21 protein-coding genes are annotated in these 15,481 nt (G+C 65.1%); 11 read left to right on the top strand and 10 right to left on the bottom strand.

The genetic code is table 11. The features are described from left to right. Positions 1-6 precede the first annotated feature (6 nt). Positions 7-1,431, top strand: a complete 1,425-nt coding sequence (locus tag A4249_RS05370) for a Y-family DNA polymerase (protein ID WP_231868776.1) — start codon at positions 7-9, stop codon at positions 1,429-1,431. Between the two features lie 198 nt (positions 1,432-1,629). On the opposite strand, the gene A4249_RS05365 is transcribed toward A4249_RS05370, so the two are convergent. After that, a complete protein-coding gene (locus A4249_RS05365; RefSeq protein ID WP_055807903.1) occupies positions 1,630-1,911 on the bottom strand; it encodes a SemiSWEET family sugar transporter in 282 nt (93 codons plus the stop codon). 225 nt (positions 1,912-2,136) lie between these two features. Here A4249_RS05365 and A4249_RS05360 point away from each other — a divergent pair, with 225 nt between their 5' ends. From A4249_RS05360 to A4249_RS05340, 5 genes are all read left to right on the top strand, one after another. Further along, positions 2,137-3,282 (top strand): DUF3182 family protein, encoded by a 1,146-nt coding sequence (locus tag A4249_RS05360; RefSeq protein WP_066551477.1) that lies wholly within the window; start codon positions 2,137-2,139, stop codon positions 3,280-3,282. Beyond that, positions 3,279-4,037 carry an alpha/beta hydrolase family protein gene (locus tag A4249_RS05355; RefSeq protein WP_066551476.1) on the top strand — a complete coding sequence of 253 codons (759 nt, stop codon included), beginning with the start codon at positions 3,279-3,281 and terminating at the stop codon, positions 4,035-4,037. Before A4249_RS05360 ends, A4249_RS05355 begins: the two co-directional genes overlap by 4 nt. 130 nt (positions 4,038-4,167) lie before the next feature. Beyond that, on the top strand, positions 4,168-4,431 hold the full coding sequence (locus A4249_RS05350; RefSeq protein WP_055805667.1) for a DUF2171 domain-containing protein: 264 nt from the start codon (positions 4,168-4,170) through the stop codon (positions 4,429-4,431). Between the two features lie 5 nt (positions 4,432-4,436). Then, positions 4,437-4,646, top strand: coding sequence for a hypothetical protein (locus tag A4249_RS05345; protein ID WP_156494636.1), 210 nt, complete (start codon positions 4,437-4,439; stop codon positions 4,644-4,646). Then, entirely contained in the window at positions 4,643-4,861 is a 219-nt protein-coding gene (locus A4249_RS05340; protein WP_066551474.1) for a helix-hairpin-helix domain-containing protein, read from the top strand. The genes A4249_RS05345 and A4249_RS05340 overlap by 4 nt, the downstream gene beginning before the upstream one ends. 122 nt (positions 4,862-4,983) lie before the next feature. Here A4249_RS05340 and A4249_RS05335 read toward each other — a convergent pair whose 3' ends face one another. From A4249_RS05335 to A4249_RS05305, 7 genes are read right to left on the bottom strand one after another with little or no spacing between them, the layout of a single operon-like run. Beyond that, positions 4,984-5,838 (bottom strand): glycosyltransferase family 2 protein, encoded by an 855-nt coding sequence (locus A4249_RS05335; RefSeq protein ID WP_066554828.1) that lies wholly within the window; start codon positions 5,836-5,838, stop codon positions 4,984-4,986. Beyond that, the gene (locus A4249_RS05330) at positions 5,835-6,416 is read right to left on the bottom strand and encodes a class I SAM-dependent DNA methyltransferase (RefSeq protein WP_066551473.1); all 582 of its coding nucleotides are present in this window, start codon (positions 6,414-6,416) and stop codon (positions 5,835-5,837) included. Before A4249_RS05330 ends, A4249_RS05335 begins: the two co-directional genes overlap by 4 nt. Next, positions 6,409-7,116: a PIG-L deacetylase family protein gene (locus tag A4249_RS05325; RefSeq protein ID WP_082854069.1), complete on the bottom strand. Its 708-nt coding sequence runs from the start codon at positions 7,114-7,116 to the stop codon at positions 6,409-6,411. The genes A4249_RS05330 and A4249_RS05325 overlap by 8 nt, the downstream gene beginning before the upstream one ends. Beyond that, the gene (locus A4249_RS05320; protein ID WP_066551472.1) at positions 7,110-8,210 is read right to left on the bottom strand and encodes an acyl-CoA dehydrogenase family protein; all 1,101 of its coding nucleotides are present in this window, start codon (positions 8,208-8,210) and stop codon (positions 7,110-7,112) included. Before A4249_RS05320 ends, A4249_RS05325 begins: the two co-directional genes overlap by 7 nt. Continuing rightward, positions 8,207-9,238 (bottom strand): glycosyltransferase, encoded by a 1,032-nt coding sequence (locus A4249_RS05315; RefSeq protein WP_066551471.1) that lies wholly within the window; start codon positions 9,236-9,238, stop codon positions 8,207-8,209. The genes A4249_RS05320 and A4249_RS05315 overlap by 4 nt, the downstream gene beginning before the upstream one ends. Then, the gene (locus tag A4249_RS05310) at positions 9,235-10,125 is read right to left on the bottom strand and encodes a glycosyltransferase family 2 protein (protein WP_231868775.1); all 891 of its coding nucleotides are present in this window, start codon (positions 10,123-10,125) and stop codon (positions 9,235-9,237) included. Before A4249_RS05310 ends, A4249_RS05315 begins: the two co-directional genes overlap by 4 nt. 59 nt (positions 10,126-10,184) lie before the next feature. After that, positions 10,185-11,291 (bottom strand): glycosyltransferase, encoded by a 1,107-nt coding sequence (locus tag A4249_RS05305; protein ID WP_066551469.1) that lies wholly within the window; start codon positions 11,289-11,291, stop codon positions 10,185-10,187. 317 nt (positions 11,292-11,608) lie between these two features. Here A4249_RS05305 and A4249_RS05300 point away from each other — a divergent pair, with 317 nt between their 5' ends. Continuing rightward, a complete protein-coding gene (locus A4249_RS05300; RefSeq protein WP_082854068.1) occupies positions 11,609-11,857 on the top strand; it encodes a hypothetical protein in 249 nt (82 codons plus the stop codon). Between the two features lie 91 nt (positions 11,858-11,948). Beyond that, positions 11,949-12,704, top strand: a complete 756-nt coding sequence (locus A4249_RS05295) for a Crp/Fnr family transcriptional regulator (RefSeq protein ID WP_231868774.1) — start codon at positions 11,949-11,951, stop codon at positions 12,702-12,704. 58 nt (positions 12,705-12,762) lie between these two features. Here A4249_RS05295 and A4249_RS05290 read toward each other — a convergent pair whose 3' ends face one another. Then, entirely contained in the window at positions 12,763-13,521 is a 759-nt protein-coding gene (locus A4249_RS05290) for a Crp/Fnr family transcriptional regulator (RefSeq protein ID WP_082854067.1), read from the bottom strand. Positions 13,522-13,689: 168 nt separating this feature from the next. Between A4249_RS05290 and A4249_RS05285 the strand changes: the two genes are divergently transcribed. Genes A4249_RS05285 through A4249_RS05275 form a run of 3 tightly spaced genes read left to right on the top strand, consistent with a single transcriptional unit; the run spans position 13,690 to position 14,740 of the window. Beyond that, positions 13,690-13,875: a hypothetical protein gene (locus A4249_RS05285; RefSeq protein ID WP_055753674.1), complete on the top strand. Its 186-nt coding sequence runs from the start codon at positions 13,690-13,692 to the stop codon at positions 13,873-13,875. Next, positions 13,872-14,477, top strand: a complete 606-nt coding sequence (locus tag A4249_RS05280) for a cysteine hydrolase family protein (protein ID WP_055753675.1) — start codon at positions 13,872-13,874, stop codon at positions 14,475-14,477. The genes A4249_RS05285 and A4249_RS05280 overlap by 4 nt, the downstream gene beginning before the upstream one ends. Further along, positions 14,474-14,740, top strand: a complete 267-nt coding sequence (locus A4249_RS05275) for a hypothetical protein (RefSeq protein WP_066551466.1) — start codon at positions 14,474-14,476, stop codon at positions 14,738-14,740. The genes A4249_RS05280 and A4249_RS05275 overlap by 4 nt, the downstream gene beginning before the upstream one ends. A 9-nt stretch (positions 14,741-14,749) precedes the next feature. Here the strand turns inward: A4249_RS05275 and A4249_RS16265 are convergent, their stop codons facing one another. Next, positions 14,750-15,463, bottom strand: a complete 714-nt coding sequence (locus A4249_RS16265) for a Crp/Fnr family transcriptional regulator (protein WP_082854066.1) — start codon at positions 15,461-15,463, stop codon at positions 14,750-14,752. Positions 15,464-15,481: the final 18 nt, after the last annotated feature.

The raw sequence follows: 15,481 nt of genomic DNA, 5'->3' as shown, positions 1-15,481 counted from the left end.
ACGCCGATGGTCCTGGTCGGACGCCAGGGCCGCAAACGCGTGGTGATGGCCGCCGACCTTGCCGCCCGCGCCCATCGCCTGCATCCCGGCATGGCCGCGACCCAGGCCCGGGCCCTGGTCGCCGATCTCGTCGTCCATCCCTTCGACCCCGCCGGGGACGCCGCCGCCCTGGACCAGCTCGCCCTCTGGGCGCTGCGCCGCTATGCGCCGATCGTGGCCGCCGACCCGCCGGACGGCCTTGTGCTCGACGTCACCGGGGCCGGTCATCGCTACGGCGGCGATGAGGGCCTGCTCGAGGATCTGATCGCCCAGACCGCCGCTGTCGGCCTGGGCGCCCACGCCGCCCTCGCCGACACGTGGGGCGCCGCCCATGCCTTGGCCCGCAACCTCGCCGAACCGACGATCGTCGTCGCGCGCGGGGGGCCTGCCATCCGTCGCCTGCCCTTGCGCGCCTTGCGCCTGCCCGCCGACATGGTCGATGGCCTGGGGCGTCTGGGGATCGACGCCATAGGCGAACTGGAGGCCAAGCCTCGCGCGTCTCTGGCCCTGCGCTTCGGACCGGAGCTGATCCGTCGCCTGGATCAGGCCTACGGACGCGCCCAAGAGCCGATCACCCCGATCGACGCCCCGGAGCTGATCCAGGTCCGGCGGGTCTTCGCCGAGCCGATCGGCGCGCCCGAGACCCTGGCCCGCTACACGCTCAAACTGGTGGAAGCCCTGAGCGAGGCGCTCGAGGCTCAGGGGCTTGGCGCGTCCCGGCTCGACCTGCGGTTTGAACGGATCGACAACCGGACCGAGGCCATCCGCGTCGGCCTGGCGCGCGCTGTCCGCGATGTCGGGCGGCTCACCCGCCTGCTCTGTGACAAGATCGAAACCATTGATCCTGGCCTCGGCGTGGAGGCCATGGTTCTGGCCGCACCGGTCGTCCTACCGCTGGACTGGTCGCCGAGTTCCGGCGATCTGGGCGGCCCGGCGACGCCGGACATCGGCGATCTCGTCGATCTGCTCGCCAATCGTCTCGGCCCGCAGAACCTGTATCGACTGGCCCCCGCGCAGAGCGACGTGCCGGAACGCTCGATCCGCAAACTGCCGCCGACCGCGCCGCCGGTGCCGGAAACCTGGACGCGACGCTGGCCGCGCCCTTCCCGGTTGCTCGCCCAACCCGAAGCCATCGAGGCCGTAGCGCTTCTGCCCGATCAGCCGCCGGTCGCCTTTAGCTGGCGCGGCGTTCGTCATCGCGTCAGGCGCGCTGACGGCCCTGAGCGGATCTTTGGCGAATGGTGGCGGCGCGACGGCGAACGTGATGCGGTGCGCGACTATTTCCAGCTGGAGGACGAGGCTGGCCACCGCTTCTGGGTCTTTCGACGCGGCGATGGCGAACAGCCTCTGACCGGCGATCTCAGCTGGTGGCTGCACGGGCTCTTCGGCTGACGCCTTTTGACCGGGGTCAATGTCGATCTCGAACGGTCCGCGCTGTCTCGGAATGGCTGACCGATCGTCCATGGCTGCCGCTTGTTGATCGGACAACTAGCACGTCTGCATGGCTCGCCTCAGCAATACCGGTCGTACCGGGCCATTTCTGACAGGCACGGGCAAGGCGAAGGATACGCGATAGCCGGTAGAAGCAGCCTAGTGCTCGTCAGGATCGCCATCGCGAAACCGCCACTTCATGATCAGGACGCAGGCCGCCATGACCAAGGCAAAACTGTTCGACACAGTCACCGGCCAGGCTCGGGTCATGACGCCATAGACAACCCAGAGGATGAAACAGGTGACGGTGAGCGAATAGGTCTTGAGGCTGACCGAAGACGCGTCGCGTTCTTTCCAAATCTTGAGGGCTTGGGGCGCAAAGCTCGTGATCGAGCAGACCGCCGCCGCTGTACCCACGATATTGGCTGTCAAGTCGCTCATGGGTGGGCAACGACGCCCCCTGGGTCACCGTTCCTGTGTGCGAAAACGCACCTCTACAGTGGTAAAGCCGTGCAGGCATAGGACGTTTCCAATCCTGATTTCTGCCCCGTCGGGCGTCGGCCTGTCTTCCCGACGACGACTTCGGGGGCCCGCAAAAAGAAGGGTTTGCGTGCTGAACCGTTGCCCGCTCTTGGGGTTGACCCTTGGCAGGGAGCGCTGACCGCCATGACCATCGTCAATCCATCGGGCGTCGCCCCGATGCCTTCATTCACCAATGCGGCCGCCCTTGCCGGCATCGCGCTGTTCGATCCGGACGGGCACAATCCGGGCAATCTGCACGATCAGGCGTCCAGAGCGATGTTGGTCTCTCGCCTGGCGCGCCTTCTGCGGCTCCCGATCATTGATGTGGTTGAAGACGCGGAAGACGTCGGACCCGACGTCTTGCTGGTGCCTCGCGACACCCTGATCGGAGAAGACATGACCTCGCGCACGGTCTTCACCGCTGGCAATCTGTTGGGCGGCCGCGTTCCACACCGCTTCATCGCAACCAAGGCGATCACGCACGGCCTGATCGATCGGTCCGCGACCTGCCCGGTCGGCTGGTCCAACACCATGGCCGACCGTCTGGGCGATGCGGCTCTGGAAGGCTACACCGCCTTCTCCGTCGCCGACGCGATCGAAGCTGGTCGACGCCTCCTCGAGACCGGGCCTGTCCGCGTCAAGGATGTCCTGGCCAAAGCAGGGCTGGGCCAGACGGTCGTCGAAACGCCTGAGGCGCTCGTCGCCGTCATCGCCGATCAGGACGAAGCGCAAATCGCCGCCTTCGGCGTCGTCCTTGAGGAAAACCTGCTCGGCGTCGAAACCTACAGCGTTGGAACCCTGTCGGTCGGCGGACTGCGCATCAGCTATGTCGGCGATCAGCGGGAAACAACCGACCACAGGGGACGCGAGGTGTACGGCGGATCCCGATTGAGGTGCGTGAGAGGCGATCTCGATCGACTGACCCACCTCGGACTGACCCCCGAGGCGGTGGAAGCGGTGCGTTGCGCCGCTTTGTTCGACGACGCCGCCCAGCGCGCCTATCCGGACCTGATCCTGACCCGCCGGAACTACGATGTCCTCGCCGGCAAGGATGCACGCGGGCGAAGGCGTGTGGGCGTGCTGGAGCAGTCCTGGCGGGTCGGCGGCGCGACGGGCGCCGAGATCGCCGCGCTTGAAGCCTTCGCGGCCTCGCCGGCGCTGACTTCGGTCGAAACCGCCACGGTCGAAGTGTATGGCCTCGCCGATGTCGGACCGGAGGATGTGGTCTATTTCCGGGGTGAGGACCCCAAGGTCGGGCCGATGACGAAATATGTGACGAGGACAGCGTGACTGAACCTGACGACGTCGAGGAAGGGCGGGTCCGACTGTCTGTCGACGGACAGAAGCTGACCGGCACGCTTCTGACGCCGGAAGCCCCCGTGCCGGGCTTTCTGTTTGTCCACGGCTGGGGCGGCGATCAGGAAGAAGACCTGGGCCTGGCCGAGGATCTGGCTCGACTGGGCTGCATCTGTTTCACTTTCGACCTTCGAGGCCATGCCGAAAGCGATGCGAGCCGAGACGAGGTCACCCGGCAGAACGGATTGGACGACGTCACCGCGGCCTATGACTATTTGGCGTCCCAGCCGCTGATCGATCCCGGTGCGATCGGCGTGATCGGCACGAGCTACGGAGGCTATTTGTCGGCTCTGCTGACGAGCATCCGTGACGTGCGCTGGTTGGCGCTGCGTGTCCCGGCCCTTTATCCGGACGCGCATTGGGACGTGCCCAAGGCCAAGCTCGATAAGGACGCGGTGCGCGCCTATCGACAGCAACTGCGAACGCCGCGGGAAGACAAAGCGCTCTCGGCCTGCGCCGCGTTCGAGGGCGACGTTCTCATCGTGCAGTCGGGCAAGGACGATCGCATTCCGCCCGAAGTCATCGCCTCGTATCAGGCAGCCTTCAAGGACGCGAACTCGTTCAGCCACAGGATCATCGCCGAAGCGACCCATGCGATGCGCGATCCCGCCCATCAGCGGCTTTACGCCACTCTGCTCATGAACTGGGTCGAGGAAATGGTGCGGGCTAGCCGCCGGTCTTATCGGTGAACCTCTCGCCAGTGCTCAGCGCCCAGCGCAGCCGCACGTACTGCAGCCGCATTACCCGCTACGCCGCTTTCGTCTCTGGAACGCCGCGCGTCGCGCCTCGTTGATGGCGTAGGTAAAACGGAGACGCACCATGACCGACCTCTCGAACATCAAAGAGCATATGGAAGTGATCGGCGCCGACGGCGTCCATCTCGGCACCGTCGACAAGGTCGAAGGCGATCGCATCAAGCTCACCAAGGCCGACAGCGGATCGCATAGTGATCACCACCACTACCTCTCGGGCGGTCTGGTCGCCGAGGTTGAAGGCAATCGGGTGCGCCTGTCGGCAAACGCCGACAACGCCGCTCTTCTCGAGGAAGAAGAGGCCGGCGAGGCGATCGCCGACCTGAAATAGTGTCGATGACCCGAGACAACGATGCCGTGGCCGCACAGCTTCTGGCCATCCGCGAGCAGCTGACAACCAAAGTGTGGTCGACCGCCGGGGCCGCCGCGACGTCCGGCGACCACGAGCGCGTCCGTGATCTGGTGAAGCTGAAGGTCGATATCGAAGCCATCGACTTCGCCCTCGGACACCGGCCGGCGGGCACAGCTACGGAAAACGAGAGATGATCGACCTGAACACCGCCAGCGCCGACGCGTTAGACGGGATTGAGATGTTGCGCGGCCACGGGTTCGAAATCGTTCGCTATCGTGAGGAAAGAGGTCGTTTCACCAGCCTTCGCCAGCTCGATGAGGTACCGGGTTTGAGCGGCAAGACTGACGGCGTTGAAGCGCACGTTTCGGTCAAAGCCACGAGCCCAGCGACCCAGCCAACTTCGCAGTAGCGGTCCGATGCGTGGGTCGCCTGATCAAGATCGCTTCCTCACTAGAGAAGACGGACACTGAACTGCGTCGGCTTGTTGAGTTTCATTCGTACGGCGAGCCTGCGCTCTGAAAGACCGTAGTCCTAAAAGGGATTTGCAGGATCTTTTTGTGCAGCGGCGATTTCTGCCGGCGTTGGGTCCCGGCAAATGGTCAGTTCATCCGACGACCAGTCGACCAGTCCGAGATCCGCCATCGCTTTCAGCCAACCGTCCATCGGCCAAATCGACCAGGCGGCGTGGAAGCGTTTGGCGTTGGCGATCAGGGCGCGGAAATGCTGCAGGGGCGGATCATAGCCGTCATGATGTTGGTGGAAGACGGGCACACCGCCGGCGAAGAGCAGCGGCAGGCCCTCTCGCGCGATGCGAAACCCCAGGTCCGTGTCTTCGGCGCCGTAGCCGACATAGGTCTCGTCGAATCCGCCGATCCGATGGAAGGTCGAGCGACGGATCGCGAAAGCCAGAGACCAGAACAGGCCGGGATTGCGCTCCAGGCTCTCGCCTTCCTGCGGAAAGGGGCGCACGGGATGGGGCCGGCCGGCCGCTCTCAGATCGGTTTCCGACAGGGGGCCCGGCCGAACGGCTCCGGCGGGTAGATAGAGCACCTCCGGACAGACGACGGCGTCATGCTTGGCGAGCACCGCCTGCATCCGGCCGCAAACTGCCGACGACACGATGCAATCCACGTCCAGAAACAGCAGGATATCGCCTGATGCCAAGGCGGCCGCCAGATTTCGGGCGGCGGCCAGAGGCAGGGCGTCGCCCGCCAGACGTTCGACGCGGACCGGAAAACCCACCGGCGGCAGCCTCACGGGCGCATCGCTCATGTCGACGACGATCAGTTCGTCGGGCGGCGAGGCGCTGAGCATCAATCCCTCGACCAATCGGTCCAGATGCGCCTGCCGGTTGCGAACCAGCGTCAGAGCGGACAGCCTCGTCATCGCCGGCTCCACAAATCCAGCCGATAGTTCGGATGCCGTTCGGCGAGATCCACTTGCATGAGGTCCGATAATCCGAGCCAGAGGCGCTCGACGGCGTCGTCGGCGGTCTGGGGATAGTCGGTTTCGCCGGTCCAGTGCACGAGAAGGACGCGCCCGCCCTCGACCAGGCCGTCGGAGATGCGTTGCGCCGCCAGGTCCAGATCGGCGTCGCTCCAGTAATAGGCGACTTCGGACAGGACGACGAGATCCAGCCCGTCCAGAATCGGACAGTCCCGAGGGAAGGCTGCGGCCTCGAACCGGACGTTCCGCCGCCCCGACAGACGCTGACGCGCCCGCTCCAGAGCGGTCGGACTGACGTCGATCGCCAACAGATGATCACAGACCGCGCTCAGCCGCTCGGTCAGGACGCCGCCCGCACAGCCGACCTCGAGCGCAAAAGCCGCTCGCCGCGCCGACAGAGCGGCGATGGTGCGATCGAACTTGGCGGCCTCATAGGGGCTGGAGGCCAGACCCCACGGATCGGCGTCACCGGCGAAGATGCCTTCGAAATAGGCGGAGGTAAGCGAGCGTTCAGCCATAGGCGTCGCGCCGATACAGGGTGTCCGAGGCGTACCGCAGCCCCCTCGCCTTCTGGAGCCGGAACCCTTCGCCGAACATCGGCGTCAACTGGCTCTGGTGGGCCGACAAGGCATAGGCCCTCAGGCCGGCCTTCAGAGGTCGCGTCGCGATCCGCAGCTTCGACCCGGATGGAGGCGCCCCCCACACGATATAATCGAACACGACCACCGACCGGCGGGCCATACCGGCTGCACGGCGGGCAAGCTGGGCCGCCGCCTGATGATCGCAGTGGGGATCGTCCGGACCCGTGACAGCGATCGCATCGACGCGCCGCTCGCGGCACAAAGCCGCGAGACGACGCGCGGTCGCTTCGAACATCATGCTGCCGGCAGAAGCGGGCTGGGCGTCGGGCCAATCCAGAAACACCGGCGCCGCAGCCGCAGGCCCCGCCAACCGTCGAACGGCGCGCCCTGCCTCCAGGCGTCGGGTCCGGATAAGCCTCGCACGGGAGGCCGCGTCCGAATGATCGTGCGAACCCGCGCCGTCGGTCAGGATCACGATGCCCGCCAACCGCCCAGCCTCGGCCGCCTGATGGATCAAGGCTCCGGCGCCCAGCGTCTCGTCGTCGGCATGCGGGGCAATGATCAGCCACCGCGCGGATCGCCAAGGCGAACGCTCCAGCGCCAGGGTCGCTAGCCGGCCGGTTTTCTCGCTCACCATAGGGCGTCGCCTTCGCCCCAGAGATCGCGATCCAGCCAGGTCTTGGCCGCCTGGTCCTTCGCATAGTCGGGTCCGGCCTGCCGAAGATAGAGGCTGAGATCACGGGTGATCTTGTCGATGCGCTCGCCGTCGAAGGCGCTGCGCGTCCCGACCGCCCGCGCCGCCAATTCCATGACATCAAGGGCGCTGCGTTCGACGACGCCGCGCGTGGCGCGGGCGAAATCCCCGGCGTCCGGCGCTTCGGACGCCGCGCGGATCGCGGCTTCGCGGACCCAAAGCCAGGCCGTTCGCGCCGCAACGACCGCATCGGCAAAGCGCGCGCGCTGGATGGGATCGGCGCGGGCGGCGTCGGACAGCGCGTCGCGCATCGCCATGACCAGGCCCTCGACGCCGCCCAACTGCACCGCCGTGAACCGCCAGGCCCCCGCCGTGAAGCGCGGTTCGCGATCATAGTCTCCGGGACGTCCGAGCCGCTGATCGGCATCGACAGTCAACCCGGTCACCTCATAGCGCCCGCTGGTCGTCGCGCGCATGCCGCGGACGCGCCAGCCGCTCAGATCGGCCCTCTCAGGCGCGTTCGCCGGCACGACGATCAACTCGCGTTCGCCCTGTTCCGGCTGAGCGGTGATGATTGCATAGTCCAGTCCGCCCGCGCCCGTTGCGAACATCTTGGCGCCCTGCAGACGAGCGCCGACCAGACGAACGCCGGGCGGCGGTTCCGTCGCCCAGACGCCGAACCAGGCGCCCTGCGCCAGGACCTTGCCGAGCCAAGCCTTCTGGGCCGGGTCCGCGTACCAGTCGAACAGCGCCAGGGCGTTGACGTGCCCTTCGAACAATCGGCCGACGCTGAGATCCGACCGTCCCACACTGCGTAGGGCGTCCATCAAGGCCAAGGCCTTATGGATTGGTTCGTCATAGGCCGTTCCGCCGCTTTGGACCGGAGCGAACCGCCGCCCCCAACCCTCCGAGGCGAGCAGCGTCAGACTGTCGGCGGGATATCGCGGCGCAGCGTCGTAGCGCGCGCCCAGCGCCGCCAACCTGACCTCAAGTTCTAGAGGCGATGACGCGGTCGGCGTTGTTTCCAAGGCTGTCATCGGCGTGCCTCAAGCTCTGATGCGAGGTCGACAAGCCAGGGTCCGGCGGCGCCGAGTCCCTGCCCGCTGATCTGCCGCCGATCAGCGGGCGATAGTGAGAGTGCTGACCTAAGGAGGCTCGGCCATTCCTGCGCCTGCGGCCACTGCGCCAGGACGATCGAGGCGCCTAGCGCCGCCAACCGTTCGGCCTTTGCCATCTGCTCATTATAGGCGCGAGGCTCGGGAAGACAGACAAAGGGCTTGTCGGCCGAAATCACCGCGTTCAGCAGGCCGTCTCCCGCGCCTCCGACGATGATCTCCGCCTTTTCGATCTCGTCGCCGATAGCGTCGATCCAGCCTGCCAGCTTCAGGTTCGGCGGCATGATCGGCGGCGGCTCGATCGGCCCGACCCCGGTCCACACTTGATCGGGCGTAGCTTCTGCAGCCGCCGCCAGCTTGGCGCCATCCACCGGATCGCCACCCCGACCATGAACGACCAGGATGCCTGCTCCACGTTTCGGTCCCGAATAGCGCCGGGGGGCGAAGTAATGCGTTTTGTCGCGCACCTCTCTCGCCACCGGTCCATCCAGCCGCTCATGGAAGGGCGCAAGCAAGGCTTCTGCGCCGCGGAAGGCGTCCAGATGCGCCGGGTCCGATCGATCCCCCGCGAGACGGACATAGACCACAGGCGTCGCACACAGCCGGGCCAGCATCGCCATCTCGACCGACACATCGATCACCATCAAGGCCGGCTTGGCGTCGCTGATCCACTGGGCGAACCGGGCGGTTCGCGCCCGGACGCCCGCATGGTGATAGGGGGCGTAATGCAGCGCCTCGGGCCGGACAGGCGCTTCGTCACGGCCGGAGAAGCGGTCTCCCTCGTGGGGCCTGTCATCTTCCAGATCCACGCAGGCGATGTCTTCGATTCGCCCTTTTAGTCCCGTTCCAAGCAGGACAAATCGCTCGGGCGCAGCGGCGGCGATTTCCAGCGCACGCTGGCGGTGGCCGTCGCCCTGGTGATGGACATAGTATCCGATCGGAGCCCTCACGCTGCGGCTCTCGCAACGTCGTTGGCCCAACCTCGTAAATCCATGTCGAGCGGCATGGCGGGCAGCTGGGTTTCCAATGCCGACAGCCGCCTGGCGCTCGCCGCGTCGTGACGCTGATCCCGGCGCCATCTCGCCCGCTGTCGCCAATGCGAAAAGTCCGGCGCCATGATCGGACCGCCGTTCCGCGCCTGATCGAACAAGCGGGTCATAGCCTCCGCCATCCCCCCGGCGGCGCGGCCCGTCGTACGTGCCGACACTCGGGTCCACACCGCCAAGGGATGCACAAGCCTGGCCCCCTGCGCTTGAGCGGCGATCACAAGCGCCCGATCCTCGCCCGTCGGCTGTTCCGGCACGCCGCCGGCTGACAGGTAGGCCGCCGCCCTGATGGCGAGGCTGGCCCCGGTGTGATCGCCATGGCGAGGCGCCGGATCATGCGGCGAAGGGTCGATTTCGTCCTCGATCGCGCGAACCTCGCGCCAGTAGGCGTCCCATAGTCGACGCAAAGCCGCGACATCCGCCGAGATCGGTTCCGCGTCATCCAGCACCAGCCGTCCACCCACCAGATCGGCTCCATCCGCGATGGCTGCGAGATTGGCGGACAGCCAGTTCGACGGCGGCCGCGTGTCGGCGTCCGTCGAGATCAGTAGGCCATCGGATCGATCTCCGAGATGCTTGAGACCGACGGACATGGCCGCACGCCGCGCCGCGCCGGCATGGGCGCGATGCTCTGGAAAGGTCTGCAGATCGACGACGATGTCGAGTCGATCCTTCCACCGATCGGCCGCGGCCTGGGCCTGAGGGAGCGAACTGTCCGTGGAGTTATTGATGCAGAGCGCGACCGAAATTCTGCCCGGAAGATCCTGCGCGGCCAGAGCGGCCAGAAGCACGGGAAGACGCCGTTCCTCATTCCGCACGGGCACGCAAACGCAGAAGGCAGGTTCGCCTGTCATGCGATCAGCCGATCTTCCAGCGCGTCATTGGCCTGCATCTGCCCTGCCGCAGCCGCCTGAATCATCTCGCCATAGAGTTTTTCATAGGCGGTGATCATCCGGCGCACATCGCAGGCCGCCTCGGCGCGCGCGCGGCAGGCTGACCGAGACAGGCCGACCGCCCGGGCGATCGCGCGCGCCAGATCCTGCACATCGTCCGGACGGGCCAAGGCGCCACAGTCGGGAGTCAGAATCTCGGGAATGGCGCCGCGCGCGAACGCGGCGACGGGCGTGCCGCAAGCCAGCGCTTCAGCCACCACCAGCCCGTAGGGTTCGTCCCAGCGCGGCGTGCAGACGAAGGCGGCCGCCTGCCCGATCTCCTTAGACAGCGTTTCGTGGTCGAGGTGGCCGAGATAGGTGGTTTCGCGCGTCAACCTCGGAGCGATCTCGGCATCAAAATAGGCTTGATCTAGGATAGGCCCCGCGAATCGCAGGGCGACACCCGCCAATGTCGCCGCGTCCAGCGCCAGATGCAGACCCTTCTCGGGCACGATCCGCCCATACCAGATCAAATGCCCAGAGTCGTCGTGACGCGCACGCCACGGAAAGCGCTCCAGGTCGATCCCGTTCAGAATGACCTGATCGATCGGCCGCACTGCGCTCCATTGTTCCCGCATCGCCTCGGAAACGCCGACAAACCGCGCGAAGGGCGCGCTCGCTTCGCGGATACCGCTTTCCAGCCAGCAAAATGGCGGCGTGTGGAGCGTGGTGACCATCGGCATCGGCAAGGTCTCGGCCATCGAGACCGGCAGATAGTGCAGGCTGTTGTTGTGTATGACGTCGAACGCACTGCGTCGAAGCCGGCTCATCAACGACAGATAGGCGTGATGCTCTCGGAAGAAGGCGACGTCGCCTGCCTCCGCAGTCCCGACCTTGGCGATTTCCGTCTGGTCGCAGATCGCCTCCAGGCCCAACTCGGGGTCGGACAGGGTCGCTGCAAACAGCGTGACGTCATGGCCGTTCAGCCGCAGTTGGCGACAGAGCAGATGGGTATGCATCTCCAGCCCGCCGGCGAAGGGTTCTGCGATCGGATATTTGAGATGTGCGATGACGCCGATGCGCATCCGTACCGCCGTGATCGACTACCCGATCCCCCTCGGATCGGTTCATGGCGTAAAGCCTGAAGGTCAAAGCTATGCCGAGGCTATTCGTTCCTGTGTGCGATAATGGTCTCAAGCAGATGGGAGGCGTTCGGCTTTTGAAGCCAGCAGAACCAAGAGCATTTGGTCGAGATGATCCGATGCAATCGCGCGAGGGCTGCGGAGAGCAGTCAGCTTTGGAGCGATAAACTACGCAGCGCGTTCAGTGGACGAACTAAGAGGACCCAACCATGACCAACCTTGTCGCCTCCACATTCGCAACACGTAGAGACGCCGAACTCGTGGTCGAACGGCTTGTCCAAACCCATGGCATGGAACGAGACGCCATTCAGGTCGCTCCTGAAGGCGAGGCGAACACGGTTGGAGACAGGCCTTCGGGCGGAGACGTCGAAGGCGACAGCCCCAGCGTCGACTCTCGGTCGGACGTGCCGATCGCCGGCCGTGTCAAAGTCGTCGTGTCTGCAGAAACCGATGACGAGGAACAGACGATACGCGCCGCCTTCGTCGAATTCGGCGCCAAGGACGGATGACCCTCATGCGAGCCGGTCCTCGGCTACGTCGCGTTGATCCTGTGACAAGGGCCGCAGCGTCCCGACGCCTCTGTTCGCAAGGATGACGTCCGTGGAATCGCTCATCGATGCCAAGCTTCATCGCCTCGGCGACCTCTCGAACGACGATCGCGGACGGCTTGGAGGCCTCCTAAGTGGGCGCCGTCGCGCAGCAGCCGGCGAAGCCTTGGTGGAAGAGGGCAGTCGACCCACGTTCAGTACGCTGCTGCTCTCGGGATTTGTCGGCCGAGTCTCGACCCTGGCGGACGGCGGTCGTCAGATCACAGCGATTAGCGTTCCCGGGGACTTCATCGATCTGCATGGCTTTCTTCTGAAAACGATGGATCACAGCCTGGTAGCCTTGTCTGACGTCACCGTTGCGGTTGTCCAGCACGCCGACTTGAGGCGCGTGACGGAACACGCCCCTCGCCTTGCGCGAGCGCTTTGGCTTGAAACGCTGATAGATGCGGCCATCCACCGGCAGTGGCTGGTGGCGCTGGGACGCAGAGACGCAGGGACACGACTGGGCCAGTTGATCTGTGAACTCTACCTCCGTCTGGAAGCCGTAGCCCTCGCCCAAGACCACACCTTCGAATGCCCTCTGACCCAATCGGACCTAGCGGACATGCTGGGGATGTCGAGCGTCCACGTGAACCGCTCGCTCAAGGTCCTTCGCGACACGGGCCTGGTGCGATGGCGGAATGGTCAGGTGTCGATCGACGACTGGACGGCGCTGACCGAGCGCGTCGCCTTCGACGCCTCCTATCTCGATCTGAAGCTGTCTAGGTCCTCAAGCGGCGCGCCGATCGCGAGACGGCGGACGGCCTAAATCTATCCGAAGCTCATTAGCGCGCGGCCGCTGCGCCTCCATCTCCGCGCCTGCGGCGTCAGACGCTCGCGATCCGGTTGGGACCGGACACATAGCGCCTGACGGGCAGCCCAGCGATACGGCGAAGCCGATCAACATCGAGCAGGGAAATCGTCTGGTCGGACCGTTTGATCAGATTCAGGCGATCCATCTCGCGAAGGGTTCTGTTCACATGCACCGGCGTGATCCCGATCAGGTCGCCGAGATCGCGCTGGGTCAAAGGCATATGGAACATGCCGCCCGGCGCATCGCCGCGTTCGGACAATCGATCGAACAGATTGGTCAGCGTGGCGGCGATGCGAACGTGTGCGGGCGCCTGACCAACCACGGCCAGACTTTCCATCAACGCGACACGCTCTTTCTGCGCGCTCAGAAAGAGCGAAAGCGCAATCCGCGGATAGGCCTCAAATGTCGCTATCAGCCTGGACCTCGATATCGCGTGCACAGCGATGGGCGTCATGGCGGTCAGGCAGTCGACCGTTGTCGTCAGGCACAGGCTCGGCGCTCCTAGGAGATCGCCCGGAAGATGGACCTTCACAATCTGCTGCTTGCCCGATGCAAGCGCGATGGACGATGCGACCCAGCCCTGAGTCAGCAGATAGAGATGCGAAGGTTCAGCCGCCTCATGACGCAACACATGGTGGCGAGGCCAATGCTGGACCGGCTCGAGAAGCCCGGCCAGCGCCGAACGCTCGCGAGACGACAGCGCGACGAATTCTCCCAGCCAGCCTGGCGCATCGGATGGCGAATCGATCGGGGGCGGCAGGTCCTCATCCATGCCCCGCGTTCCCCCAAACCCGGCATGCCTGCACTAACCCATGTAAAGGGCTGTCCGACGCGCCGTCGGGGGTACTCTCGACAGGCTAGAAGCCTGTCCAAAATCGGACCTATGAAACTCAGCGGACGCACCAGGATTGGTTGTCTTTTGATCCGGCGAGAAGGCGACATGACCCGACATACGCCACACAGGGACAAGATTGATGATACGCGCGGCTTGGCGCAGGGCGGTCTAGGCGGCCCCGAGGACGAAATACTCGACGCGGGACAGGAGGAGGTCTTCTCCCGCACCGAAGTCGAGCTGGGCGAGAGCGAACACCACTGCGGTGAAGAGACGCCGGGGCTCAGGCCGTGACACACGGCCTGAAGACGCGCATTCCGGAAACAACGGCGCACCTTTGCATCGACATGCAACGCATGTTCGTGGAAGGGACCGAATGGCATACGCCTTGGGCAGCCAAAACCCTTCCGGCCATCGAGGCGCTATGTTCTGCAAGGCCTGAAAGGCTGTGGTTCACCCGATTCATCCCCGCCGCAACGCCCGATGAGGCGGGGGGCGCCTGGCGCGACTATTGGCGGCGTTGGTCGACCATGACGAAGAACGCTCTCGATCCGGCGATGTTGGATCTGGCGCTTCCGCTTCAGCGGTTCGCGCCGCCTGCGCAGATCATTGACAAAACGGTCTATTCCGCCTGGTCAGGCACACACCTCCACAAGGCGTTCAAAGATCAGGGCGTCGATACGCTCGTCGTAACGGGCGCGGAAACTGACGTTTGCGTTCTCTCGACCGTGCTCGGAGCCATCGATCTGGGCTATCGTATCGTGGTGGTCAGCGACGGGGTCTGCAGTTCGGCTGATCAGCCTCACGACCACCTTTTGGCGCTCTACAGCGACCGCTTCAGTCTACAGGTCGAAACTGCCGAATGCCGAGAGGTGCTGGAGGCCTGGGTGGCATGACCGTCCATCCTCCCGTTCTGCGCTATCAGATCCGCTACCGTGATGGCGGAGAGCCTGAGACCCTCATCTCAAACGAGATGGCTGACGCCATGGCCCAGGCGTCTCAGCGCGCAAAAGCGATGGGTCAGGCTGTCGCCCTGTGGTGCGATGGTCGGTGGATCGCCGACGTCGATTCAGCCCCGTCGCTCCTCTCGCCCGACTTGATCGCAAAGCTCGTCCATGCCGGCATCTATGTATTCGGCGCACCGGTCCGAGACCGGTGACGGCCTGATCTAGGCCGCCTCGGCCGCGATGGCTTCGGCGAACGCTGGAGACCGCGGACGATAGTGACAGCAGGCCACGCTCGCGAGAACGGCCTCATCCTTCAAAAGGATTCGTCCCCGCACGGTGCGTAGGGCGCCGGCGGCGCGAAGGCTCTGACACGCCTGATTGATGCTGGATCGGCGCAGGCTCAGCAACGCTCCGATATTCGATTGTGACAGAGCGATCTCAAAGCCACCGGTAGCGCGATGAATATCCAGAAGAAAGCTGGCGACGCGAGAGATCGACCCATGCGACATGGCGCACCTCAAACGCGTCTCCATCGCCTTCAATCGCTTGACGCCGCCTGAAAGCAGAAATTGAACGCCTTCCTCACCCGCCTCCCGGCAGAAAGCCGCAACGGGTGCCCGGTAAACCAAGCCGTTCGACAGCCAGAGCCCTGGGCTTCCCCCTGCGATGTCGATCAGATCGCCCGCCGCAGCGACGCCGCAATGGGTTCCTCGTTTCCCGTCATCAAGAAGAAGACAACCGTCGAGAACGACAGCGATCTCGCCATCCGGACGATAGGGTCCGCCCGACACGACGGGAATGATCTCTCCCAGGCGTAGCGCGCGACTGCGACTTTCGAAGGAGAGCGGATCAAACGCCCGCCACAACGAAAGAATTTCCTCGCGCGGCTCTAGACATGGCGAGGTTTCGCCGGACGGTGTCGCAGGATCGAGCATAGGCGCATCCTGCGACTT

Source organism: Brevundimonas sp. GW460-12-10-14-LB2 (genome assembly GCF_001636925.1).
Classification (GTDB): Bacteria; Pseudomonadota; Alphaproteobacteria; order Caulobacterales; family Caulobacteraceae; genus Brevundimonas; species Brevundimonas vesicularis.
This window is presented reverse-complemented; position numbering and strand designations above follow the sequence as displayed.